General features: G+C 39.8%; 22 protein-coding genes. 10 read left to right on the top strand and 12 right to left on the bottom strand.

Annotation, left to right across the window (positions count from 1 at the left end; all coding sequences use genetic code 11):
* Positions 1-7: 7 nt before the first annotated feature.
* Positions 8-844, top strand: a complete 837-nt coding sequence (gene thyX, locus TRESU_RS11815; RefSeq protein ID WP_013702436.1) for an FAD-dependent thymidylate synthase — start codon at positions 8-10, stop codon at positions 842-844.
* A 45-nt stretch (positions 845-889) separates the two neighbouring features.
* Here the strand turns inward: thyX and TRESU_RS11810 are convergent, their stop codons facing one another.
* Complete coding sequence (locus TRESU_RS11810; protein WP_013702435.1) at positions 890-1,429, bottom strand: DUF308 domain-containing protein; 540 nt, start codon at positions 1,427-1,429, stop codon at positions 890-892.
* A gap of 86 nt (positions 1,430-1,515) precedes the next feature.
* On the opposite strand from TRESU_RS11810, the gene TRESU_RS11805 reads away from it, so the two are divergent.
* Complete coding sequence (locus tag TRESU_RS11805; RefSeq protein ID WP_013702434.1) at positions 1,516-2,253, top strand: class I SAM-dependent methyltransferase; 738 nt, start codon at positions 1,516-1,518, stop codon at positions 2,251-2,253.
* A 45-nt stretch (positions 2,254-2,298) separates the two neighbouring features.
* Here TRESU_RS11805 and TRESU_RS11800 read toward each other — a convergent pair whose 3' ends face one another.
* Positions 2,299-2,673 (bottom strand): hypothetical protein, encoded by a 375-nt coding sequence (locus TRESU_RS11800; RefSeq protein WP_013702433.1) that lies wholly within the window; start codon positions 2,671-2,673, stop codon positions 2,299-2,301.
* 173 nt (positions 2,674-2,846) lie between these two features.
* Positions 2,847-3,509, bottom strand: a complete 663-nt coding sequence (gene pgsA, locus TRESU_RS11795) for a CDP-diacylglycerol--glycerol-3-phosphate 3-phosphatidyltransferase (protein WP_013702432.1) — start codon at positions 3,507-3,509, stop codon at positions 2,847-2,849.
* A 66-nt stretch (positions 3,510-3,575) separates the two neighbouring features.
* Here pgsA and radA point away from each other — a divergent pair, with 66 nt between their 5' ends.
* A complete protein-coding gene (gene radA / locus TRESU_RS11790; protein ID WP_013702431.1) occupies positions 3,576-4,925 on the top strand; it encodes a DNA repair protein RadA in 1,350 nt (449 codons plus the stop codon).
* Here radA and TRESU_RS14400 read toward each other — a convergent pair.
* From TRESU_RS14400 to TRESU_RS11745, 9 genes are all read right to left on the bottom strand, one after another.
* Positions 4,922-6,991: a methyl-accepting chemotaxis protein gene (locus TRESU_RS14400; protein WP_013702430.1), complete on the bottom strand. Its 2,070-nt coding sequence runs from the start codon at positions 6,989-6,991 to the stop codon at positions 4,922-4,924. The genes radA and TRESU_RS14400 overlap by 4 nt on opposite strands.
* Before the next feature lie 54 nt (positions 6,992-7,045).
* The gene (gene pheS / locus TRESU_RS11780; protein ID WP_041612445.1) at positions 7,046-8,605 is read right to left on the bottom strand and encodes a phenylalanine--tRNA ligase subunit alpha; all 1,560 of its coding nucleotides are present in this window, start codon (positions 8,603-8,605) and stop codon (positions 7,046-7,048) included.
* A gap of 102 nt (positions 8,606-8,707) precedes the next feature.
* Positions 8,708-9,142, bottom strand: coding sequence for a hypothetical protein (locus TRESU_RS11775; protein WP_013702428.1), 435 nt, complete (start codon positions 9,140-9,142; stop codon positions 8,708-8,710).
* Between the two features lie 23 nt (positions 9,143-9,165).
* Entirely contained in the window at positions 9,166-9,894 is a 729-nt protein-coding gene (locus TRESU_RS11770) for a hypothetical protein (protein ID WP_013702427.1), read from the bottom strand.
* Complete coding sequence (locus TRESU_RS11765) at positions 9,885-10,508, bottom strand: rhomboid family intramembrane serine protease (RefSeq protein ID WP_013702426.1); 624 nt, start codon at positions 10,506-10,508, stop codon at positions 9,885-9,887. Before TRESU_RS11765 ends, TRESU_RS11770 begins: the two co-directional genes overlap by 10 nt.
* Positions 10,505-11,662 carry a diguanylate cyclase DgcA gene (gene dgcA, locus TRESU_RS11760; RefSeq protein ID WP_013702425.1) on the bottom strand — a complete coding sequence of 386 codons (1,158 nt, stop codon included), beginning with the start codon at positions 11,660-11,662 and terminating at the stop codon, positions 10,505-10,507. The genes TRESU_RS11765 and dgcA overlap by 4 nt, the downstream gene beginning before the upstream one ends.
* 1 nt (position 11,663) lies before the next feature.
* Complete coding sequence (locus TRESU_RS11755) at positions 11,664-13,244, bottom strand: DUF5312 family protein (RefSeq protein ID WP_013702424.1); 1,581 nt, start codon at positions 13,242-13,244, stop codon at positions 11,664-11,666.
* Positions 13,245-13,312: 68 nt separating this feature from the next.
* Complete coding sequence (gene dusB / locus TRESU_RS11750; protein WP_013702423.1) at positions 13,313-14,323, bottom strand: tRNA dihydrouridine synthase DusB; 1,011 nt, start codon at positions 14,321-14,323, stop codon at positions 13,313-13,315.
* Entirely contained in the window at positions 14,320-15,105 is a 786-nt protein-coding gene (locus TRESU_RS11745) for a TatD family hydrolase (RefSeq protein WP_013702422.1), read from the bottom strand. The genes dusB and TRESU_RS11745 overlap by 4 nt, the downstream gene beginning before the upstream one ends.
* A gap of 270 nt (positions 15,106-15,375) precedes the next feature.
* Here TRESU_RS11745 and TRESU_RS11740 point away from each other — a divergent pair, with 270 nt between their 5' ends.
* The 7 genes from TRESU_RS11740 to TRESU_RS11710 all read left to right on the top strand — a co-directional run bounded on the left by TRESU_RS11740 (position 15,376) and on the right by TRESU_RS11710 (position 21,501).
* Positions 15,376-16,389 (top strand): M23 family metallopeptidase, encoded by a 1,014-nt coding sequence (locus TRESU_RS11740; protein WP_013702421.1) that lies wholly within the window; start codon positions 15,376-15,378, stop codon positions 16,387-16,389.
* A 1-nt stretch (position 16,390) separates the two neighbouring features.
* Positions 16,391-16,807 (top strand): bactofilin family protein, encoded by a 417-nt coding sequence (locus tag TRESU_RS11735; RefSeq protein WP_013702420.1) that lies wholly within the window; start codon positions 16,391-16,393, stop codon positions 16,805-16,807.
* A gap of 1 nt (position 16,808) precedes the next feature.
* Complete coding sequence (locus TRESU_RS11730; RefSeq protein ID WP_013702419.1) at positions 16,809-17,351, top strand: YaaR family protein; 543 nt, start codon at positions 16,809-16,811, stop codon at positions 17,349-17,351.
* 28 nt (positions 17,352-17,379) lie between these two features.
* On the top strand, positions 17,380-18,303 hold the full coding sequence (locus tag TRESU_RS11725) for a PSP1 domain-containing protein (protein ID WP_013702418.1): 924 nt from the start codon (positions 17,380-17,382) through the stop codon (positions 18,301-18,303).
* Positions 18,304-18,379: 76 nt separating this feature from the next.
* Positions 18,380-19,195 (top strand): dCTP deaminase, encoded by an 816-nt coding sequence (locus TRESU_RS11720; RefSeq protein WP_013702417.1) that lies wholly within the window; start codon positions 18,380-18,382, stop codon positions 19,193-19,195.
* Positions 19,196-19,255: 60 nt separating this feature from the next.
* Complete coding sequence (locus TRESU_RS11715) at positions 19,256-20,092, top strand: Rpn family recombination-promoting nuclease/putative transposase (protein WP_013702416.1); 837 nt, start codon at positions 19,256-19,258, stop codon at positions 20,090-20,092.
* Positions 20,093-20,274: 182 nt separating this feature from the next.
* The gene (locus tag TRESU_RS11710) at positions 20,275-21,501 is read left to right on the top strand and encodes a hypothetical protein (protein ID WP_013702415.1); all 1,227 of its coding nucleotides are present in this window, start codon (positions 20,275-20,277) and stop codon (positions 21,499-21,501) included.
* The last annotated feature ends 38 nt before the right edge of the window (positions 21,502-21,539 follow it).

Below are 21,539 nucleotides of genomic sequence, written 5' to 3'. Positions count from 1 at the left end.
GGTATTTATGGCACATTGCATTGTTCCTGCCGCAGAAGAAATTTTGGACAAGGAATTTCAAGTTTTAGATAAAGGTTTTGTCCGCCTGGTTGACTATTACGGCAGCGACTCAAGAATTGTACAGTCAGCCCGCGTTTCCTATGGCGAAGGAACAAAAACTATAAGTCAGGACGGAGCGTTGATTGATTATCTTTTGCGCCATCAGCACACTTCTCCATTTGAGCAGGTTGTTTTTACATTTCATTTGAAAATGCCGATTTTTGTAGCGCGCCAGTGGGTTAGGCACAGAATGGCCAGAATGAATGAAGTTTCCGGCAGATACAGCATTATGAAAGATGAATTTTATGTTCCGGAAAATTCGTGCATTTCAAAGCAGTCAACAAACAACAAGCAGGGCCGCGGAGAGGTTTTTGAAGAGAAGCAGGCAAAAGAGTTTCAGGCTGAATTTATTGAAGGTCAGCAAAAAGCCTACGAAGTTTACAAAGACATGGTTGAAAAAGGAATCGCAAGGGAAATTGCCCGCATAAATCTTCCGCTCGCGTTGTACACGGAATTTTACTGGCAGATGGATTTGCACAATTTGTTCCATTTTTTAAAGCTCAGGCTCGATAGCCATGCCCAGTATGAAATCCGCTTGTATGCAGAAGAAATTCTTGAGATTATAAAAACAGTTTGTCCAATGGCAGTAAATTCATTTGAAAATACAATGGAAAAAGCGGTTTCATTTAATGGCGAAGAAATGGAAGCTTTGCGCAAAATTTTGAGCGGCGAAGAAAATCCAATTCAGGATGAAAAGAAACTGAAAAGGTTCAACGAAAAAATCAAGACAGGCATTCAGCTTTAAAATAAAAAAGGCTGTTCAAAATTTATTGGGCAGCCTCTTCAAAATCTATTCTATTATTTCTGCTTCGACTTCGGTTGGAGAAGATTTCCATTCTCTAAACGCAAAAATTATTCCAGAAATTAAAATCAGAACTCCGGCGGCTCTTACAAGTCTTACGCCAAAATCGGCAGGAAGCATAAAAAGCAAAACCGCAATAAAAATTGAGCAAACGGCTTCGGTTAAAAAAGGAGCGGAATTTTCAGTGCCAGAAACCAAAATGAATTCCGAAATTGCCGACAAAAGCAAAAACACAGCCTGAATATAAAGAATAATCCGAACAATTTTTTGAATCATGTTGAAAAATGCGAATGGAAGAATTACCGCGAGAATTCCGACTAAAATTCCTGCAACGTTTTTTATAATTACAGTGCGCTCAAAATAAGGCGAAAACGAAAATCTTTTCACTTTTAAAATAGAATTGATTCCGTTTACGATTGCGCCGATTCCGATAAGAATTACAATCGCCTCAATGCTTGACTGCGGATTTATAACAGCCAAAAGTCCGACAACTGCGCTTAAGATTCCTAAAAAAATTCTTGGATTCATGCTCTCCTCCGAATGAAAAATGTTATTTGTATTATAGCATTTATTTATAATTTGCAAAATAGCAAAACTGCTTTTATAATAGAAGAATGAAGTTTATTCAGAATCTTGTTGAATATTACGATGAGCTTTTTAAAGTTTCAGAGGCTCAAAAAAAATTATATACGGAATTGTGCGAAAATTTTAGCTCGCCGGTCAGATTCTTGAGAGTTTTTTGTGGCTCCGGACTTTTTGAAAGTTCACTTTCCAAGCAAGGGCACGATGTTACAGGAATTGAAAACTGCGATGAACTTTTGCACACGGCGAATTTGCGCCGAAGAAATCAGCTTATGTCAATCCGCTTTTTTCAGATGGAAGCAGAGGACATGACAAAATTCCTAGGCAAGAATTTTTACAACGTTATTTCCATTTTGAATAGCCGCTTGCTTTTTTTAGGTGGAAGGGAAAAAATCCGGCAGTTTTTCTTTGACTGCAAAAAGCTCATTTCTACAGACGGATTTCTTGTAATCCAATGCATCAATTTTGAAAACAGAAAAGACGAAAAGTTTTTTCAGCTTAAATGCCGTGAAAGCATGAGAGCCAAGCTTTTTTCTGAAATAATGACAGAGCAAGACGATTCCAGGCTTTTTTCCATGAACCTTGAAACAGGTACCGGCAAGCTTCTTCCTATTGTAAAAGACATTCCGATTTATCCTTTGCTTCCTTCCGAAATAGAAGATTTTGCAGAGGACGCAGGTTTTAAAAGTGCGGAATTTTTTGCTGACTTTGACAAATCCGAATTCACAGGAAACGAAGAGCAGTTTATTGTGGTTTTAAAAACAGAATGACATCCTCACTTTAGAGAATGCCATTTAGTTTTTGCTTAGGAATTTTTATTTCTGAAATTTAATTTTAACGTCATAGCCTTCAGAAGTCCACTTTGGGTCAATGTGCATATCCAAATCAGCATTGAGAGTAATCGGCTTTGTAAACTTGTACGAGCGTTCTGTTTCTTCGCAGTCAAATGAAATACTTAAACCGGAAGTGGTTGGGAGAATTTTAAATTTCTGTACATTTGAATCATCAAAAGTGAAAACTGTTTCTCCGCTAGAAGCCTTTGTAAGAACAATTTTTCCGTCTGCATTGAAAGTCCAGTTTGCATCCCAGTTTGAATCATGCCAAGTTCCCTGAATGTCCTTCAAGTCAAGAGCGAACATTCCCGCTATGCCCATAACAAGGACTGCTGCGATTGCAAAAATTTTCTTCATATTTTCCTCCCATAAAAAGTCAATAAGAAAATATCAATTTTTGATTTGACTTTTTAAGTTGTTTCGCAACAAAGTGAGAAACAACAGTTTATATTAAAGTTTGCAACGCAAACTTATGAATAAAAACTTTGACGCTATTTTAGGCAAAGTTTTTATTACATCCTCCGATAAAATTACATTGCCTTTTTTAGTATGCTTCCAAAATTTTTTAAGTAATCTATAAACGAAACATAAGCCAAAATTACGCACACAACAAAAAATGCCTGGCCTATGTGAAGCAAAAGTTTCATGTCTAAGTTCCAAATTGAAGCAAGTTCTGTGCGAACCAACGCTTCTTGTATGAGAGCTGCAAAGCACGAAGCCACATAAAATACAGTTTTTATTTTTCCGCCTTTTCTTGCCGCAATTGCAGTTCCTTGTTTCGCCGCGACCATTCTTAAAAAGTTCTGGCTGAATTCACGGTAAAGAATCAGAACATAGCAGACGACCGGCATATATCCAGAAAAAACAAAGCAAGTAAACATTGAAAGATGAAGAAAAACATCGGCAAAAGGATCGAACATTTTTCCAAAGTCGCTCACATCGTTCAGCTTGCGCGCATAATGTCCGTCAAAATAATCTGTGAGTTCCGCAAAAGCAAGAAGCGGAATAGCAATGCAAATTGAAGCGATGGCGGCAGGACTTCCGTTTTCAAGTCCAAACCAGACTGGAATGTTGTATATTATAAAAATTATCGGCGCTAAAATAATTCTGGAAAGTGTGAATTTATTTGAAATTCTCATAATAAATTCATTATAGAAGATTTTTACTGTTTTAGCAATAAATGTATTTTTCATGCTGAAAATCTGCGCCGTTTTTTCGGTAATGACTTTTTGTCTGATTTTGAATATAGTAGGAAAAATATGGCGAAGAAATCTGTTGTTTACAAATGCTCAAAATGTGGCTACACACAACCTGCCTGGCTTGGAAGATGTCCTGAATGCGGCGAATGGAATTCACTTGAAGAATGCATTTTAGATTCAAATGCTCCAAAGTCATCTTTGAAATCCGACGGAACAGTTTTAAAAGCAAAGCCAGTTCCAATGCAAAAAGTTTCGCAGCAAAGCAATTCGCGGATTTCAACCGGCAACGAGGAATTTGACCGTGTGCTTGGCGGTGGAGCTACAAAACGCAGTGCAATTCTTGTCGGCGGTGAACCCGGAATCGGAAAGTCAACACTTCTTTTACAGGCGGCGGCAAGTCTTCTTCCCAATGGAAAAATTCTTTATGTCAGCGGAGAAGAATCTGCAGGACAAATAAAAAGCCGGGCAAACCGCCTGAACCTTGAAGCTGGCTCTTTGGAAATTTTATGCACGATGCGTCTTGAAGACATTCTTGATGCGCTTGACTCACTGAATCCTTTGGTCATCATTGTGGATTCGATTCAGACTGTTTATTCCGTGGAAGCAGGACTTGTGCCGGGAACTATAACGCAATTGAAATATTGTAGCAACGAACTGATTGGCTGGGTAAAAGAAAGAGACAGCGTTTTGTTTATGACTGCCCATGTTACAAAGGACGGAAACATTGCCGGACCAAAAAGCCTTGAGCACATGGTTGACACAGTTTTGTCTTTTGAGCGGACAAGTGATGAAGTTAGGTTTCTACGCGCGCAAAAAAACAGGTTCGGTTCTGTTGATGAACTTGGGCTTTTTGAAATGGATGAAAAAGGTCTTAAGTGCGTTTCAGATCCAAGTTCGCTTTTTATAACTCGAAGAAAAAAAGAAACTCCAGCTGGAATTGCTTGCGCCAGTGTTTTTGAAGGAAGCCGTGTTTTTATCGTTGAAATTCAGGCGTTGACTGTTCCTGCAAAAGCGGCTGTGAACCGTGTTTATTCAGAAAAAATCGACTCTGCAAGGGTGAGCAGAGTTGCCGCAGTTCTTGAGAAAAGGCTTGGAATAAAATTCAGCGATCAGGATATTTATATAAATGTTGCCGGCGGAATAAGACTTTCAGAAAGTGCGATTGACGGAGCTTTGGCAGCGGCTCTTTATTCAGCAAGAACAGACATTTCTCTTCCAGAAAAAACTGCGATTGTAGGCGAAATAAGCCTCGCTGGTGAAATTCGTCCTGTTACGAAGCAAAAGCAAAGAATAAAAGCCGCAAGGGATCTTGGTTTCCAGAAATTTATTGTCCCTGAATCCGAAGCCGGAGCAACTCAAGTAGAAACTATAAAAGACCTTATAAAATGTCTTTTTGTGGAAAGAAGCTAAACCTTGAATAAGTCGATTTCACTTCCAATTTTTTCAAGCGACCGGTCAACTCCATCGGAAAGACCTCCAAGTGTTTCTGCTTCCTGTGTTATTGAACGGGCACATTCTGCCATTTCATTTATGCGATTTTTTATAGTTTTAGAGCTGTTTTGAAGTTTCTTTGTTTCTTCAAGAATCGACTCGTTTTTTTGCTCAGTTTGCATTGACGCATCCCTTACTTCCTGTGAGCTGCTCTGCAAAAGTGCCAAGGAGTCGCTTATCTGCTTAGAGCCGCACTCCTGTTCTTTCATCGCCTGCATTATCGACTGAACAAGTCCGTCTGTATTATGAATGCTGTCTGCTACGGAATGTAGAACTTTCTCGGAGTCTCCAGAAGTAACAACAATATTTGAAATTGATTCCTGAATAGCAGTAAGTTGCTGACCAATTGTCTTTGATTGCTCGGATGAGGTTTCTGAAAGTTTTCTGATTTCATCCGCAACTACAGAAAATCCTTTTCCTGCTTCTCCTGCGTGGGCAGCTTCAATCGCCGCATTCATGGCAAGAAGATTTGTCTGGCTCGCTATAGATGAAATTATTAAGTTTGCGTCCTGAAGCATTTTAGACTGGTTTTCTATTTCGGAAATTCTTTCATTCACTTCTTTTTGCTTTTTAACACCTTGAGTTGTGCTTGCTTCCAAAGCCGAAAAAGAATCAGAAAGCTTTGCAACAGAATTATTTACAGAATTTATGTTTCCAATCATCTGTACTACGGAAGAACTGGCTTCTTCAATACTTTGGTTTTGTGTCAAAATCATTTTATTTAGCGAACTTATTTTTTCTGAAATTTGATTTACAGCATCCGATGTCTGATTAGAAAATCCCGACTGCTCGCTAACAGAAGATTCCATGCCGTCAATATGCTGATTTATTTCCTCAATGGAATTTACAATTTTATGAATTGACCTGCGGAGATTTTCTAGAGATTCAAAAAGCTCTTCCTTGGATTTTTTTACAGTTATAATTATCTGCTGAAGTTTTTCTATAAATGCATTGAATCCTTTTTCAATCTTTTTTATAAGCCCGATTGTCGCAGCATCAGAATTCGAATTCAGTCTTTTTGTAAGATCCGCGTTCCCTGCTGAAATGTTTTTTACAGCGTCATTTAAAACTAAAAGCGGCTTTACAAGACGTTTCAGTGTAATAGCGGCAGCAATCAAGAGCAAAAGAATTAAAACTGCTCCAAGAGGCGCAACGGCATAAGACAATGCGACTGTCATAGTGTATGGAAGAAAAATTACCATCATCCAGTCAACAGATGGAATCGGGACGATTTCATAACAACCTTTTTTTCCACAGAGGAAAGTTTTTTCAACGGGGAAATTATCAATCTTTCCCATTTCTGGAAGCTGTGACTCAATCTTTGCCTTGTCTTCTAGAAGCTGTGTGTTTTCTGCACCGGTAATTTCCTTGTTTTTATTATAGAAAAACATCTTACGATTTTTTTCAAGATTATTGTACATCATGTTTACAAAATCTGAAAGGTCAACACCAGTTCCTATCAAGCCAATTCCTTTTTTTGTTTCATCACGAACAACCGCATTAACCCACAGCATTGTCTTTTTCAGAACAGTGTCGTAACTCACAATAAAAGTGTAGTCTTCCGAAATTGCAAGGCAAGATGTAAACCATGAATTTGCAGGATCTGACTTGTCAAGCGTGTAAAGATATTTTCCGTTTGAATAATAAAGCAAGTCTGTATCTGCAATTGAAAATGTATTTTTCCCTTTAAATGCATCCTGATACGAAAGAATTTCTTCCATTGCGGCTTTTGAAAGAGATGCGTCTTGAGGATTTTCCATGTAATGGGAAATCAAAGGAGATTTTGCCATTTTTGTTGCAAGCAAAAGCTCTCCATCAAGATTAGAAGAAAATTCAAGTTCTTTTATTCTTGCCGACTGATTTAAAATTTTTTTAGCATCTTTATTGAATAAAATTCTACTGCCAGCAACAACAAAAGCAATAGAAAAAAATGATGCAAAAAATAAAACAAAAAAATTAAAAACTATAGACTTTGCTTTAGACAACATTCCCTCCTTTATATATAAAAGCACAGTTTTTTTATTAGACTTATTGTAAGACTAGAACTTTGCTTTTCTAAGTCTTACTTTTTCTATGTCCTCACAAAAAAGCTCACGCAAATCGTTAAGTCCCAAAGCCATCAAAGCCATTCGGTCAATTCCAATTCCCCAGGCAAGAACAGGAACATCAACGCCCATTGCCTTTGTAACTTCCGGTCTGAAAATTCCAGAACCGCCAAGCTCAAACCAGCCCAGCTTAGGATGCTTTATATGAACTTCAATTGAAGGCTCTGTAAATGGAAAGTAGCCCGGCACATATTTTACATCTGTTGCGCCTGCAATTTCCACCGCGAACATTTCAAGGAATCCAAGAAGCGTCTTTAAATTTACTTCTTCGCCAAGAACAATTCCTTCTGTCTGGTAAAAGTCGCTCAAATGAGTTGCGTCAACTTTGTCATAGCGGAAGCATCTTGCAATTCCAAAGTACTTTCCAGGAATTTCCGCCTTGTGAAGCTGGTGCGCAGAAAGAACTGTTCCCTGGCTTCTCATAATCAGGCGGCGGGTAAATTCGTTGTCAAAGTTGTAGTTCCAGCCTCGGCTTCCTGTGTTTCCGCCGTTTCTGTGGACTGCCGCAACATTTGAAAGATAAGGCTCTTCAATTGACTTTGCGTGCGTCGGATACTTCAGTCTGTAAACATCGTGAATGTCGCGGGCTGCATGGAACTGAGGCATAAACAAAGCGTCTCCGTTCCAGAATTCAGTTTCTACAAGCGGGCCGTCAAATTCCTGAAAACCGAGCGAGCAAAGCTTGTCTTTTACTGACTCTAAAAACTGAACGTAAGGATTTGTGCGCCCCGGAATTATTCGTGCCGGCGGAATTGAAATATTGTATCCGCGGAAAGTTCCTTTTTTCCATTCACCGGAAGCAAGCATTGACGGAGTTATTTCTCCAATTTCATTTCCTGTGATTCCTGAATTCTTGAGCGCATCAGCAACTCCTTTAAATGCTTCTGTAAGTTTATAAATTACAGTTTCGCGTTCAATTGTTTTAAATGGAGTTTCTGAAATTCCGCGTTTTTTTGTAAGTCCGCCCATTATTTCAATTTCGGACTTTGTAAGATTTGCGGCGTCAAGCTGGCAGTTTTCCGCTTCAGAGGCTTTTTTTATAAGTGATTTTGCCACTGCGAATCTTTCTGGAAGAGGCGCTCCTGTATATTCGGCTTTTTTTTCTGCATTCATGGCAAGAACATTGTCTTTGCTAAGCGAACCGAATGCCGAGCCTACATCTTTGTTTTCAATTCCAAGTGCAACTGCAATTTCTGGCAGACGTTTTGGACCGTTTTCCTTTAAATAAGAAACGATTCTTTCTTCTGCAAAACCGTCTTTAAAAATCTTGCGGCCAAAATCTGTAAGTTCAAAATATGTGTGCGGAGTGCGGGAAGTTTCTGCCAAAAGTTTTTTTCCGGCAAGCCAGCTGAACGCCTGATTTGCGTGACCTTCCTTGTATCCCAATTCAGTTTCAAGCCTTGTTGAAGTAAGCTCGTCTTTTAAGCTGTAATGAAGAAGAATTTTTGTTTCAAGCGGATGAAGATTTTTAATTAAAGTTTTTAAGTCTGCCAATTTTATATGCACCAAAAAAATCCGGCTGAAAAACCTGTACTTCAAACCGGAGCAAAATGAAAATCACCTAACAGGCAAGTGAAAATAAGTGTTCAGTAAAAATTATTTTGTGAAGATAACTTTTGAAGTGTATGTTGCCATTCTTACGCCTTTGTCATCCTTGAAATATTTTTTCTTGTCTTTCTGTGCGTAAGTATAATGCTTGAACTGATTTTCTGCGGCGAAATCCTCGTAAACTGCAATTGCAACATTCATTGCTTCACCTAAATCAAAGCTGGACTGCATGCAAGTATAAGTGAAAATAACTTCGCCAGTGAGCGGAGTAAATTCAAGCTGAATAGTTACATTTTTAGCTTTTGGATGCAAGCTTGAATATTTGTCTTCGATAGGAAGAATTTTTGTTTTTGTGTCCGCGTAGCTGTTTGCGGCTTCCAATGGATCTAAAGCCATCTGTGTTTCTAATGATTCTTCCTGCTGTGCAAAAGCTGTTCCTGCTGCAAGCATAATTGCTGTTGCTAATATAAATATCTTTTTCATGCGATACCTCCTTTCAAGTAACGTCAATAGTAAGTATACGGAACTATTCTATCAGTTTCCAAGAAAAAATCAAGGTCAACTTCATAGCGTCCGTTTTTTATGAAAATTCTTGGGTCGCGGATTAAAAGCAAAGTCCCGGAAATTTCCTTAGGCTTGTTTTTTTCCATTGTGCGCCAATATTCTCTTACTGCATTTTTCGCCGCGTTGCTGCACGCCTGCTTTATTCCTTCAAATCCGTCTTGAACAGAGGCTGAGCCACAGCCTTTTACTTTTGGGTGAATTATAGAAGTCCACCTTTTGTATTCTAACTGTTGGGCTTGAGTTCTGTCGCAGTAAACCCAGCTTAAAAGTTTTCCGTCTTTGGGCACTGGATTGTGATATTCAAGGCGGTTTATAGAAGAGTCAAATTTTCTAACTTCGGAAAATTCCCAGTATTCCTTAACTCCGCGTTTTTTGTCATAGGGCGTGTAGTCAAAATTCCAGCCGTACAAAAGACCTTCCATTAAAAAAGGCGCAACTTGCTTTGTCCTCTCAATTGCAAATCCGTAAAGTTTTTCAAAGTCGGATTTTTCTTCTTGCTTGGAAGATTTTTGCTCATGAACTGAACTTTCTTCTTCAAATTTTCCAGGGAAAGAATCCAGTTCCGCCCAAACCTGAATTCTAATCTGCTCATTCTGCAGCGGAGCCTGGCAAAAAATATTTACGCTGAATAAAAACAGAACACAAAAAAAAAGCGTTTTTTTTATCTCCATGCGTCTTTCCATACTTTTAAAGGATGAATTCCCATTCTTGCAACAAAGTAAATCCAAGCGACAGCGAATCCTGCCAAATGCGCAAGATGTGCAATTCCTGAACCGCCGGAAATTTGGCTTGTAATTTCAATCAGCGCATAGACAAAAACAAGCAGCGGAGCAGCCACTGGAATTATTCCCCAAATATAAATTACATTCCGCGGAAAAATAACGGCATAGGCAAAAAGCAACGCGTAAACAGCTCCGCTCGCGCCCACAAGAAGAACTGTAATTCCAAGAAGACGGTACAAGACCGTAGAAATAATCCCATCAAGAATTCCGCACAAAAAATAAAAAAGCAGAAATTCCTTAGAGCCAACCGCGCGCTCCACGGAAATTCCAAAGAAAAACAAAGCCAGCATATTAAAAAGGATGTGGCTCCAGCCTGAATGCACAAAAAGATAAGTGAGCGGTTGCCAATAATAATGAAGCAAAATTCCAAAATACGACATTCCAAGGTAAACTTGAAGCCGCGGAAAAATCATTGTCAGAAAAAAGACAATAAGATTTAAAGCAATTATTATAGAGGTCGCATTAAAAAAACTGTAGCGGAAAGGTTTGCGGATTATGTTCATGAATTTGTTTTTTCTAGGATAGATTCTGTTTCTTTTGCGGAATTTTCATTTTGCGAAGAAGGATCAAAAACAGTAACTCTGTTTCTTCCAGTTCTTTTAGAAACGTAGAGAGCTTTGTCAGCTTGATCTACTAGAATTTTTGCAGAGCGCACAGGATTTGTTTCTACATTGAAAACAGAAATTCCGCCGGAAATTGTAATCTGCATATTGTGGCCTTCATAGAAAACCGTAGTCTGCTCAATCCGTTTTCTTATGCGTTCCGCAACTAGCATTGCCTCGTCTTTTCCTGCATTGCACAAAAGAACTGTAAATTCTTCTCCGCCGTATCTTGAGGCAAGATCTTCTTCCCTGATACTGTCGCTTATAATTTCCGCAACTTTTTTTAGAACATAATCTCCACAGGCATGTCCGTAAGTGTCGTTGAACTTCTTAAAGAAATCAATGTCGAACATTATAACGCTTAACGTCTGTTCTTGGAAAAATGCGGAATCAAGCTTGTCTTCAAGAATATTATAGAAGTAAAATTTAAGGCGAAGCTTTGTCATCATGTCGGTTGTAGACTGGTCAATCAAAGATGCGTTGTGAACTGCAACCGAAGCAAGAGAAGCGATTGTCTGAATTTCGTTTTTTTCGTAAGTTGTGTAGTCAGCAGAGAGATTTTTCACAAAAATCCGCTCGCCCATAACAAGAATTCCGTTCAAGTGATTTTTCAGCATAAGCGGAACTATCAGCGACGGATTCAGTGATTCAATTACTTTTATTTCTTGAGATTCCGGGAATTTTTCAGAAAGCTCATGCAAATCAAAAACTGATGAAGAACTTGACAAAAATTCAATAAGCGGAGAATCTATGCCGATTTTGTATTCGATTGTCGGATCTATTGCAATTCCCGAATAGTTTTCTGAAAGCTTAAAATATTCGCTGCCGAATTCTTCTGAAATAAAAAGCCCAGCTCCTGTAACGCGCATCTGGGCCATCGCCACATAAAGAATAGATTCAATGAGCGGAGAAAATTCAATTGTTGAACAAAATGACTTTGAAATTTCAAGCATCTGCTGTAAATCGTAAATATGCTTTTCAAACTCGGCAATGACTTGTTTTTCTTTTGCCGCTGGAGTTTGCGTCTTTGCAGAAATCGCATTCTTTTTAGCCATTTTATTTCTTCTCTATATTTCCGATTATAACATAATTCTTCATTACTTCAAGAAAAACTTTCCACTGGCTGTTTTGGTTTTCCATGCAGTCGGAATTGTCTCTGTTTCTTGAAGAAATCATAAGAACCTTTAAATTCGTTATAACTTCGGAACTTGGTTTTTTGGATTCGATAAGAATATCGTTTATTTTTTTGTAAAGCTGAAAAATGTTTGTTGTTTCCGTCTGAATCAGTTCTTTTGCCTGCCTGTTGATTCTGTCGATGAGGTTTTTCAGCGTTGATTCAAATGTCGCGTCCTTGTGGCTGTCTCTTATGAGCGAAGTGATGTTTGTTTCGTCAAATTCGTTTCCGCGCGTAAATTTGGACTCAAACGCGCTTATCCGCTCAAGGGAATCGTTGCAAGTGAATACGGAAGATGAGAATTCAGACTTGTATGCCGGATTATTAAAAAAACCTTCTATTACAATGTCATTTAAAAGCGGCTTTACGTGCTCTTCATAGAAAATTGAAATAAAATTCTTTAAAAGCTGAAGCGGAGTAATCCAGGCAAAAGAAAACGGCGTACTTTGCCTAAGCTGAGAATCCAAGTCCTTGCTGTAACCCTGAACCGCAGCGAGCGGCGAGCCACCAAAAATTTGTTTTATTTCATTGTTTATTGCCGCATCTTGAATTTCGCCTTTTAAGCGTGCTTCGTCTGTGCGGAATCTTGTTTCAAGATATTCAGCGTATTTTTGCCGTGATTTTCCGTTGTAAACCGCGCGTTCTGGAACAAGCTCGTAGTTTTTCTTTGAAATTCTAATCATGCAGGAAAGAATTTCCTTGGTAAAAATATGCTTTACAATATACTGAATTTTCTTGAAATTTTCTTTTAAACCTTGAGTCTCCCTGTCTGAAATTTTTCCGCCTTTTTTAAGCCTGAAAAGGGCAAGAACCGCATTGTAAAGCGAATTTGTAATGTCCATTTCCGCAATGACAAAATACAAATCCAGCAAGGAATTTTCCAGCAATTCAATAGGCACTGGCTGAAATTCCGGTGTGTAGGAATCTTTTGTGCTGTAGCTAGGATCAAAAAGCTTAAGTGCGGTTATGTAGCTGAATTTGCAAATGTCATTCAGCTGTTTTATTTTGTCTAAAGTTTCTTCAATTTTTATAAATGCAGGAGAATTCAGTTCCTTTTCAACTTTTTCAAGCTGTCTGTGCTCGCTCTCAAAATGCCGGATAAGCGACTGGGCTTCCATTGCGCTTTTTTTTCTATTCTCATACGAAAGAAGATTTTCTAGAATTTCCCGGGCTTCACTGTCAAATCCTGTAAAAACAAGCTGCTCTTCAAAATGCCGGCTTGTATCTAAATCTGTAGAGCAGTAAGTTTCTGAAAGAATGTCAAAAATTGGGGTGGTGTTTATAAAAAGCACACGCAAGGCTTCTGCAAAGTCAGGCATTACAAGACCTTTTTTGTAAAGTTCCGGCGCAAGGTTTTTCAGTTCGGATTCAATTTTTCTAACAGCCTGTCTCTGGAGGCTTTCTGGTGATGTAGGAGAAAATATTGTTTTGAAAAACTCTGCAATTATTTGAAAAAACCCCATAATAGATTATTTTATGGATAAACAAGGATTTATTCAAGTGCAGTAAAAATGCGTTGCGCAAAAGTTTTTCACAAAAATTGCTTAAAAAGTTCTTCGTAGTCTTTTATAGAACGCGAATTCACAATTTGTTCTCTTAGCCTTGCGCCGCCTTTTATTCCTGAACTGTACGCGCAGAATTTTTTTCTCATCAGCATACAGGCGGCTTTCTCTCCGTGTTCTGCTACATTCATTTTTAGTTCGCGAAGACCTGCTTCAAGTCGCTCCTTTGGAGTTTCTGTTTCGTATTTTCCTTCTGTAAGAAATTGTTTTGTTCTTCTGAATAAAAACGGATCTCCCATTGCGCCTCTTGCAAACATCACGGCATCTACACCGGTTTGCTCAAGCATGAGTTTTGCGGTTTCCGGGTTGAATGCGTCTCCGCTTCCAAAAACAGGAATTCTTTTCGCGACAAATTCAACCAGCCGTTTTTGAATTTCCCAGTCGGCTTTTCCAGAATAGCCTTGGGCTTTTGTCCGTGCGTGAATCGTTATTGCGTCCGCCCCTGCTTTTAAAGCCGCATCTGCACATTCTTTCCATGTTATATTGGAAGAATCCCAGCCACTGCGGATTTTTATTGTTACAGGAACATTGCCGCGCTCTGGATGCAATGAAGTGTATTTTATAGAAGATTCTTTAACTGCTTTTACTATTGAAAAAAGTCGTTCCGGCTCTTTTGTAAGCACACTGCCTGCTCCGGTTTTTGTTATTTTAGGAACAGGACAGCCACCGTTTATGTCTATGCAGTCGCAGTCTGTTTTTTCAAGGACGATTTTTGCAGCTTCCGCCATTGTCTGCGCATTTCCGCCGAAAATCTGAACACAGTAAACTTTTTCATTCGGGGCACGGCGCATAAGAAGCTCAGTTTTTTTATTTCCACGCACAAGAGCTTCCGCAGAAACCATCTCCGTAGTACAAAGAGAAGCTCCGTATTCAACACAAAGCGAACGGAACGCCATGTCGCTGTAGCCTGCAATAGGAGCTAAAAAGAGATTTCCGTCTAAATGAAGAGTTCCTATGTCTACTGGATGATAAAGACTCATTCTTCCGGCAGGTTAAAGACTTTGCAGCTGTTTGTCCAAAGCTGGGCAGAAAGTTTTTCCAAGTCAGTTTCAAGCATTTCCGCCAAAAATCTTGCAGTTGAAGGCAAATATGCCGGCATTGTTCTTTTTTTCTCGCGGAATTCGGCAGGAATCATAAAAGGGCTTTCAGTTTCCAAAAGAATTCTGTCTAGCGGAATGTTAAGAACTGTTTCGTGCAAATTGCGGGCGTTTCTGTAAGTCAGGTTTCCTGCAAAAGAAAAATATACATTCATTCCTGCGTCCAGGCATTTTTTTGCGTAAGGAGCATCTTCGCTGTAGCAATGGAAAATCGCGCCTTTTTCCGGCAATCTGTCCTGAAGAATTTCAAAAATATCTTTTCCCGCATCGCGGTTGTGGATTATTACTGGAAGATTGTGTTTTTGGGCAAGTTCCAGCTGAGTTATAAAAAGCTCAATCTGGCGGCGTTTGTCTCCGTACTGCTTAAAATAATCAAGTCCGGTTTCCCCAATTGCAACAACATTCGGAAGTGAAACACTTTCTTCTATTATTTTAATCCAATCTGCGCCTGGATTGTTTACTTCCGACGGACCGACTCCAACTGCATGGTAAACGCCTTTCTGTGACTTTAGGAATGCATATTCTTTTTTAAAGTCAAGAATGCTATTGTTTATGCTTATAATTCTTGTAACGCCGGCTTGTTTTGCCTGCTGAATAACGCTAATCTGTCTTACAGGGTCGTCATAAATCAACCCTATATGGGCGTGAGTATCAAAAAACTGCATGGCTTTTCCTTAAAAACTTGAAAGACTTTTCTAAAGAAGATTCCCTAGAAAATTTTAATATTTTTTAATTGATTGTCCGATATATTATTAATAAGATAACATAGGAACGACTTGAAGTCAAACATAATTTGGCATTTTGCAAGCGCAGTCCGTTTGACAGCATAGACGTCCTTTGATATACTGTTTGTTCGGTAATTTGGAAGCGGTTTTAAAAGTTAAGTTTTGAAACTGTCTTGTTGCTTTCCGGATAAAGTTTTTACGGAGATTTTTGTGGCGCGTTCTCGCAAATACAAGAGATTAGAAAAAAATATAGTTTCCCGTATTATGCATGCCTTTAGACTTTTCTTTGTTTCCATAGGCAGAGTTTGCGCAAATGTCGTAAAATTCTTTGATGGAAAACTTACTTTGATGATTGTTCCGCATTCACAAGGAAAAGTTTTCAGTGTGCAGACAAATGTTTTTGCGCTTGTCCTTGGAATTATCCTCGCAGCCGGAATCACAGGCTCATTTGTTTACTTTAATCAGAAAAATGCTTCTTCCGAACTTGAAATTTCACGGCTCAGGGACGAAAACAGAGAAACCCTTGCAAGCCTTGACGAGCTTAGGGACGAAAACAACAATCTTCTTCAGACTGCAAAAAGATTTCAGTCAACTTTAAGCCAGTCTCTTTCGCTTTTAGGAATAAACCAGAATACAGGAACTTCAAAATCCGCCGGAAGAAATTCTGACCTTTCATCTTTGTTTGATACACAGGACATAACTTCAGGCTCTTTAAAGGAAACTTCCGACATAAAACAGCTTACGGCTTGTTTGGAAAGCGCAGTTCGTCCAGTTGAACAGATTGGAAAAATGCTTGAAAACCAAGGCGCACTTTTTTCTGATATTCCGAATGTCTGGCCTGTAAAAAATGGAATCGGACATATTTCCATGGAATTTGGCCAGAACATCCACCCAATCACGCAGCAATGGTACATTCACAAAGGGCTTGATTTTAGTACTTGGAGACAAGGAGATCCTGTTATTGCAACTGCAAACGGCCAGGTTGTTACAGTTGCCTACGATGACAGTTTTGGTCTCAATGTAATAATCAAGCACAAGCACGGAATTTACACACGGTATGCACATCTTGGCACAACCCGCGTAAAAAAAGGCGATATAGTCGCCCAGCGTCAGATAATTGGAACAATCGGAAACACAGGAATCACAACAGGACCGCACCTTCATTACGAAGTCCACATCGGTTCAGACGTAGTAGATCCTGCAAAATACATCAACGTAAAATAATATGGCTATTTTTAACGACAATATTTCCATTAACAGCATCCTTGGCACAGGCTCTTCTGTAAAAGGCGATGTCAAGATAAACGGATTTGCCCGTATTGACGGCGATATTGACGGAAATATAGAAGCCACCGGAAATGTTATAATCGGTGAAAATGCCAGAATCCGCGGAAACATAAAAGCAAAATCCATAACGGTCATAGGCGGAATAGTTCTGGGCGACATTGTTGCGCCGGACTTTATAAAGCTTCTTTCTTCAAGCGTGGTGATTGGAGACTTGCAGACAAAAAAACTTGTTTCAGAAGAAAATGTTGTTTTGCACGGCCACTGCATTTCACTTTCAGACAGCGCGGAATTTGCATCCGCAGTTTCACGGCAGGAAAACATGAAGGCGATTTCTTCAATGTCCATAAGGATTTAAAATGGAAGTTGAAGGCACATCTTCAAGCCTGTATTTTTCCGCAGCAGCTTCCATAGCGAATGCTCAGGCTCAAAAAGCCCAAAAAGACGAAAAATCCCAGAAAACAGACAAAACAAGGCGGAAACTTTTTTCCAGCGCAATGGAAAAGACCCGGGAAGAATTCGCTCTGCAAAAAGACGGCTTCCCTAAGGAAATTGCGGGGCTGGACACGGAAGACGCTGCAATTTATTTAAAAGATCAGGCCGACATGGCGGCGGACCGCCTAAAGGAAAAGCAGACGCCGGAAGAATTCGCTGACTACAGAAAAAAAGTGTCACAGTTTTTAAGATACCTTGCAAAAAACAACTTTGAAGTAAAAAAAAGAGAACGGCGCGGATTCACAAGAAAAGGAAAGCCGCTTGATCCGCAGTTCAAGATTGTGGTCATAAATCAGAAACTGGACGAAATGGCAAACTGGCTTTTAAGTTCGCACAGGGAAGCGTTCGCAATGCTTGCCCGGGTAAACGAAATCAGCGGCCTGCTTGTAGACCTTATGGCGTCATAATTGATAAACTAAGACAATTGGAGTTTTTATGTCTGATATTTTTGAAAGCGATATATATGAAGAAAATGAAGATCTTGCCTCTCTTGAAGACTTGCAGGAATCAGAAAGCACTGACTCAAGGAATTTTGTTTTTCCCAAAGAACTTTACAAGCTTAAGCTGGTGTATTCATTTGAAGGGATTTACGCCACGTTTCCCGGCGGAAAGCTGAACGACGGCGACAAAGTGATTGTTCCCACACGCTACGGGCTTGACCTTGCAGAAAACCTTGGAATTTCAAAAGTTCCCGTTGGAATAAAGCCGGGCGACGTTGTGCAGATTGCGCGCAAGGCAAACAATGACGACCTTGAAAAAGCTTCTTCACTTGCAGAAACTGAAAAGTCCGCATTCAAAGTATTCCGTGAAAAAGTAGAGCATCATCATCTGGACATGAAACTTATTTCCGTGCACTTTCTTGTGGGCGAGCAAAAAGCCTTGTTCTTCTTTTCCAGCGATAACAGGGTTGACTTCCGCGAGCTTGTAAAAGACCTTGTTTCAATCTTTAAAATGCGAATTGAACTGCGCCAGATTGGAGTGCGCGATGAATGCCGAATTACAGGAGGGCTTGGAGTGTGCGGACGGCCTTACTGCTGCAACAGCATAAGCGACAAACTCCGGCCTGTAAGCATAAAAATGGCAAAGGAACAAAACCTAAGCCTGAATTCCATGAAAATCAGCGGACAGTGCGGACGACTTTTGTGCTGCCTTAGCTATGAGTACGACTGGTATTCCGAGGCACGCAAAAAGCTCCCGAATGAAGGCATAAGACTTTTTTACGACGATACAAATTTCCGCGTAATTGAAGTGAACCCCATAACTTCCATGGTAAAAATGCTTGGAGAAGACGGCCGTGTAATCGAAGTGAACGCCAAACGGTTTGTCCGCGAAGGCAACAGATGGAAAATCGGAAATTAAAAAACTGAAAGAGCGCACAACTGTTGAAAATAAAAATGATAGGGAATATACTTAAATCCATATCAAAGAGGTTTTTATGCTTTTAGTTGACAAAAATATAAAAGAACTGGTTTCGCAGGGAAAACTCATTGTTTCAGGTTATAAAGAAGAAAACTTAAAAGGAATTGCCTACGAACTTTCTGTTGATTGCGTATATGACTCTCAAAAAAATACCGTTTTGTCTTTTGAACTGAAACCGGGAGACGTGGTTTACATAAAATCAAATGAAGAAATAGAACTTCCGCCTCAACTGACCGCTCGGATTATTGAAAGAAATTCAGTTATGAGAATGGGACTTAAAGTTGACGGTCCGCAATATATTCCGGGGCACAGAACATTCTGCTTTTTACGCGTTCAAAATATTTCTGACTCGGTTCTTACAATTTCTAAGGGATTTGGAATTGCACAGATTGTTTTTGAAGAACTAAAGGAAATCCCTGAGCAGACTTACGACAAGCAGCACGGAGCTTCATTCAGAAACGAAAAAGACTTTGTAGGAGTTGGAAAATATCAGCCTGAATACGACAAGCTTATGAAGGAATACAAAGACGCAAAAGAAGATCTTGAATCTTTAAAAGAAAAGATTTATGGAAATGTTCTTACAATAATGGGCGTTTTTGTTTCAATATTTACACTTGTAAGCGTGAATATCCAGGCATTTGCAAGAGAAACCATTTCTAAAAACCTAATAGCAACAGTAAATCTCTGCCTCCTTACCTGCATTGCAACTTTGCTTGGATTTGTAATGCTTATAGTTAACAAAGGCAAGAAGAAATGGTTTAATGCAGTTTATACTGTGTTTTTGATATTGCTTGCCGCCTCAACAATAATTCTTGCCTTGTTAAAAAACTAATTTCCCCATTTAATCTGCATTTTTTTGATAATTTTCTGCAATTAAATATGCGGAGGATTTATGGAAGAAATGCATGAACTGACTCCCGCGGAAAAATGGGAACGAGCGACACTGGCTGACAACTTTATCTTTTGCAAAGTCATGACGGCAAACCCGGACTTGTGCAAGGAGCTTTTGGAACTTCTGCTGAACATAAAAATTGAACGGATTGAAATTCCTGTGGCTGAACGAAGCTTTAAAGTTGACTACGATTCAAAGGGAATCCGGTTTGATGTCTATGTAAAGGACGGAACAGGACGCTGCTTTGATATTGAAATTCAGACTACAAACAGAACGAATCTTGCCAAGCGCGCAAGGTATTACCAAGGTCTTATGGACGTTGACAGCCTTGTTTCCGGCGCGGATTACAGCGAGCTTAATGAAAGCTATGTGATTTTTCTGTGCATGGAAGATGCCTTTGGCAACGGACTTCCCGTATATGATTTTCATCAGGTTTGCAAGCAGGATTCTGAAGTTTTATTAAATGACGGAACTCACAAAGTCTTCTTTAACGCTTCAAAATATGATAAAATGCCCACGGAAAGCCTAAGGGAATTCTTTAAATTCCTTAACGGACTGAATGCGGCCTCGGACTTTACAGACCAGCTTGAGCAAAAAGTGAGGTACGCCAAGACAAATGCGCAATGGAGGCATAGGTTTATGACGTGGGAACAGGAAATGCGAATCCAGGTAAAAGAAAAATCCGAGCAGCTTGCAAAAACCATAGCAAAGGAAATGGCAGCTGAAAAAGTTGAAGAAACTGCAAAAAAACTGCTTGCGGAAAAGATTGCGCCGGAAGTGGTTGCAAAGTGCACTGGACTTTCGTTGGAGCAGGTGAAAAAACTTGCCAATGGGTAGCAAGCCGTAGATTCCGCTAAAGAATTCCGCGGAATTTGCCGAAAATATAGCGTTGATTCTACAAACCGTAGGCAGTTCTAAAGGTTACAAAAATTTAATTTTTTTGTTGACTTATAGATTTTCTTGGGGTAGAATAACGATATGATATCGTATGGTATCGCAAAAAATAAGGAGGCTAAGAGATGAAAAAGACTCTTATCGCGGTCGCAGCGGCTGCCGCACTTACAGCTACTTCTGCTTTCGCAGAAATCACATTTGGCATGTGGACAAAGGCAGTTCTCGTACCTGTAGCAAATGATGGCGAGGACTACAAAGCAGGTCTTACACAGGCATGGGGCTCAGCTGCCCGTACTGCCGGACTTGGTGTAAACGGTGTCAATGAAGAAGGAACTGCAGGATACACATTTGAAATCCGTGATCAGGCAGGCGAAGACAAGATTAGCCACGGAGATCGCTCTGTTCTCTGGGTAAAACCTATTGACATGGTAAAGCTTTCTGTCGGATATTTTGACGACGGCGACAACGGATTCAGACAGGGAAGCGGCTTCGGAGCATGGGACTGGCTGCGTCCTTCAAGAACAACAGATTTGTTCTTCAACGGTGATGACGCAATCATGGACAAAAAGTCTGGAGACGGCTTCATTGCAGAAGTTACACCTATTGAAGGTCTAAAGGTAATGGCAAACATTCCGTTCCTTAAGACTGGAACATACATCCAGGATGCCTATGACATCTATAAAAAGACACAGATTGGTGCAGCGTATACAATCGACGGAACAGGAACTTTAAAAGTTCTTTGGACTGGTGTAAGCGAAGAAACAAAAGTAGGAAACAAGAAAAGCGACTACACAGGAAAAATCGGTGTTGCATTTAACCTTACAGCAGTTGAAAACTTGAACCTTGCAATTGGTGCAAAATTCGACATCGTTGATGAAGACTATAAAGTTGGTGATATCGACTTCAGCAAAAAAAGTTTTGGCGAGTGGGGCGGAGCAAAGAACAAGGCATACTTCGCATTGAATGCTGGTTACCAGGTTTCAGATGCCATGAAGGTTTCTCTTGCTGGCGGTGTAAAACTCTTCAAGAACTCTGGCTTTGATCCAAAATGGGGAATCGGCGCCGGTGTAGACTATGTAGTTATGGACGGTCTTACATTGAACACTGATGTACGCTACATAAGCGAGACAAAGTACAGCAAGAATGGTATTAAGGTTGACGGAAAAGACGACGCAGTTTCTTTCCTCGTAGGCGTTTCAAAAGGCTTCAGCAACGGCTCTCTTGGAGTAGGATTTGAGGGTATTACAAACGGCATAGGATTCTCAGAAATCCCTGCTGGAAAAGACGACAAGGGCAAAGCACACGATGGATTCATGTGGTGCGTTCCAGTTGTCTTCACATTCAGCTTCTAATTCTAGCTGCAATTTGCACTTAGTTTAGTAATGCAAAA

Source organism: Treponema succinifaciens DSM 2489, from assembly GCF_000195275.1.
GTDB lineage: Bacteria > Spirochaetota > Spirochaetia > Treponematales > Treponemataceae > Treponema_D > Treponema_D succinifaciens.
Note: the sequence above shows the minus strand (reverse complement) of the source record. Positions and strands in the feature narration are given on the sequence as shown.

Excerpts from the sequence above, each read along its gene's own strand:
- thyX (WP_013702436.1), top strand. The coding sequence starts at position 8 with ATGGCACATTGCATTGTTCCTGCCGCAGAAGAAATTTTGGACAAGGAA.
- TRESU_RS11810 (WP_013702435.1), bottom strand. The coding sequence starts at position 1,429 with ATGAATCCAAGAATTTTTTTAGGAATCTTAAGCGCAGTTGTCGGACTT.
- TRESU_RS11805 (WP_013702434.1), top strand. The coding sequence starts at position 1,516 with ATGAAGTTTATTCAGAATCTTGTTGAATATTACGATGAGCTTTTTAAA.
- TRESU_RS11800 (WP_013702433.1), bottom strand. The coding sequence starts at position 2,673 with ATGAAGAAAATTTTTGCAATCGCAGCAGTCCTTGTTATGGGCATAGCG.
- pgsA (WP_013702432.1), bottom strand. The coding sequence starts at position 3,509 with ATGAAAAATACATTTATTGCTAAAACAGTAAAAATCTTCTATAATGAA.
- radA (WP_013702431.1), top strand. The coding sequence starts at position 3,576 with ATGGCGAAGAAATCTGTTGTTTACAAATGCTCAAAATGTGGCTACACA.
- TRESU_RS11775 (WP_013702428.1), bottom strand. The coding sequence starts at position 9,142 with ATGAAAAAGATATTTATATTAGCAACAGCAATTATGCTTGCAGCAGGA.
- TRESU_RS11770 (WP_013702427.1), bottom strand. The coding sequence starts at position 9,894 with ATGGAGATAAAAAAAACGCTTTTTTTTTGTGTTCTGTTTTTATTCAGC.
- TRESU_RS11765 (WP_013702426.1), bottom strand. The coding sequence starts at position 10,508 with ATGAACATAATCCGCAAACCTTTCCGCTACAGTTTTTTTAATGCGACC.
- dgcA (WP_013702425.1), bottom strand. The coding sequence starts at position 11,662 with ATGGCTAAAAAGAATGCGATTTCTGCAAAGACGCAAACTCCAGCGGCA.
- TRESU_RS11755 (WP_013702424.1), bottom strand. The coding sequence starts at position 13,244 with ATGGGGTTTTTTCAAATAATTGCAGAGTTTTTCAAAACAATATTTTCT.
- dusB (WP_013702423.1), bottom strand. The coding sequence starts at position 14,323 with ATGAGTCTTTATCATCCAGTAGACATAGGAACTCTTCATTTAGACGGA.
- TRESU_RS11745 (WP_013702422.1), bottom strand. The coding sequence starts at position 15,105 with ATGCAGTTTTTTGATACTCACGCCCATATAGGGTTGATTTATGACGAC.
- TRESU_RS11735 (WP_013702420.1), top strand. The coding sequence starts at position 16,391 with ATGGCTATTTTTAACGACAATATTTCCATTAACAGCATCCTTGGCACA.
- TRESU_RS11730 (WP_013702419.1), top strand. The coding sequence starts at position 16,809 with ATGGAAGTTGAAGGCACATCTTCAAGCCTGTATTTTTCCGCAGCAGCT.
- TRESU_RS11725 (WP_013702418.1), top strand. The coding sequence starts at position 17,380 with ATGTCTGATATTTTTGAAAGCGATATATATGAAGAAAATGAAGATCTT.
- TRESU_RS11720 (WP_013702417.1), top strand. The coding sequence starts at position 18,380 with ATGCTTTTAGTTGACAAAAATATAAAAGAACTGGTTTCGCAGGGAAAA.
- TRESU_RS11715 (WP_013702416.1), top strand. The coding sequence starts at position 19,256 with ATGGAAGAAATGCATGAACTGACTCCCGCGGAAAAATGGGAACGAGCG.
- TRESU_RS11710 (WP_013702415.1), top strand. The coding sequence starts at position 20,275 with ATGAAAAAGACTCTTATCGCGGTCGCAGCGGCTGCCGCACTTACAGCT.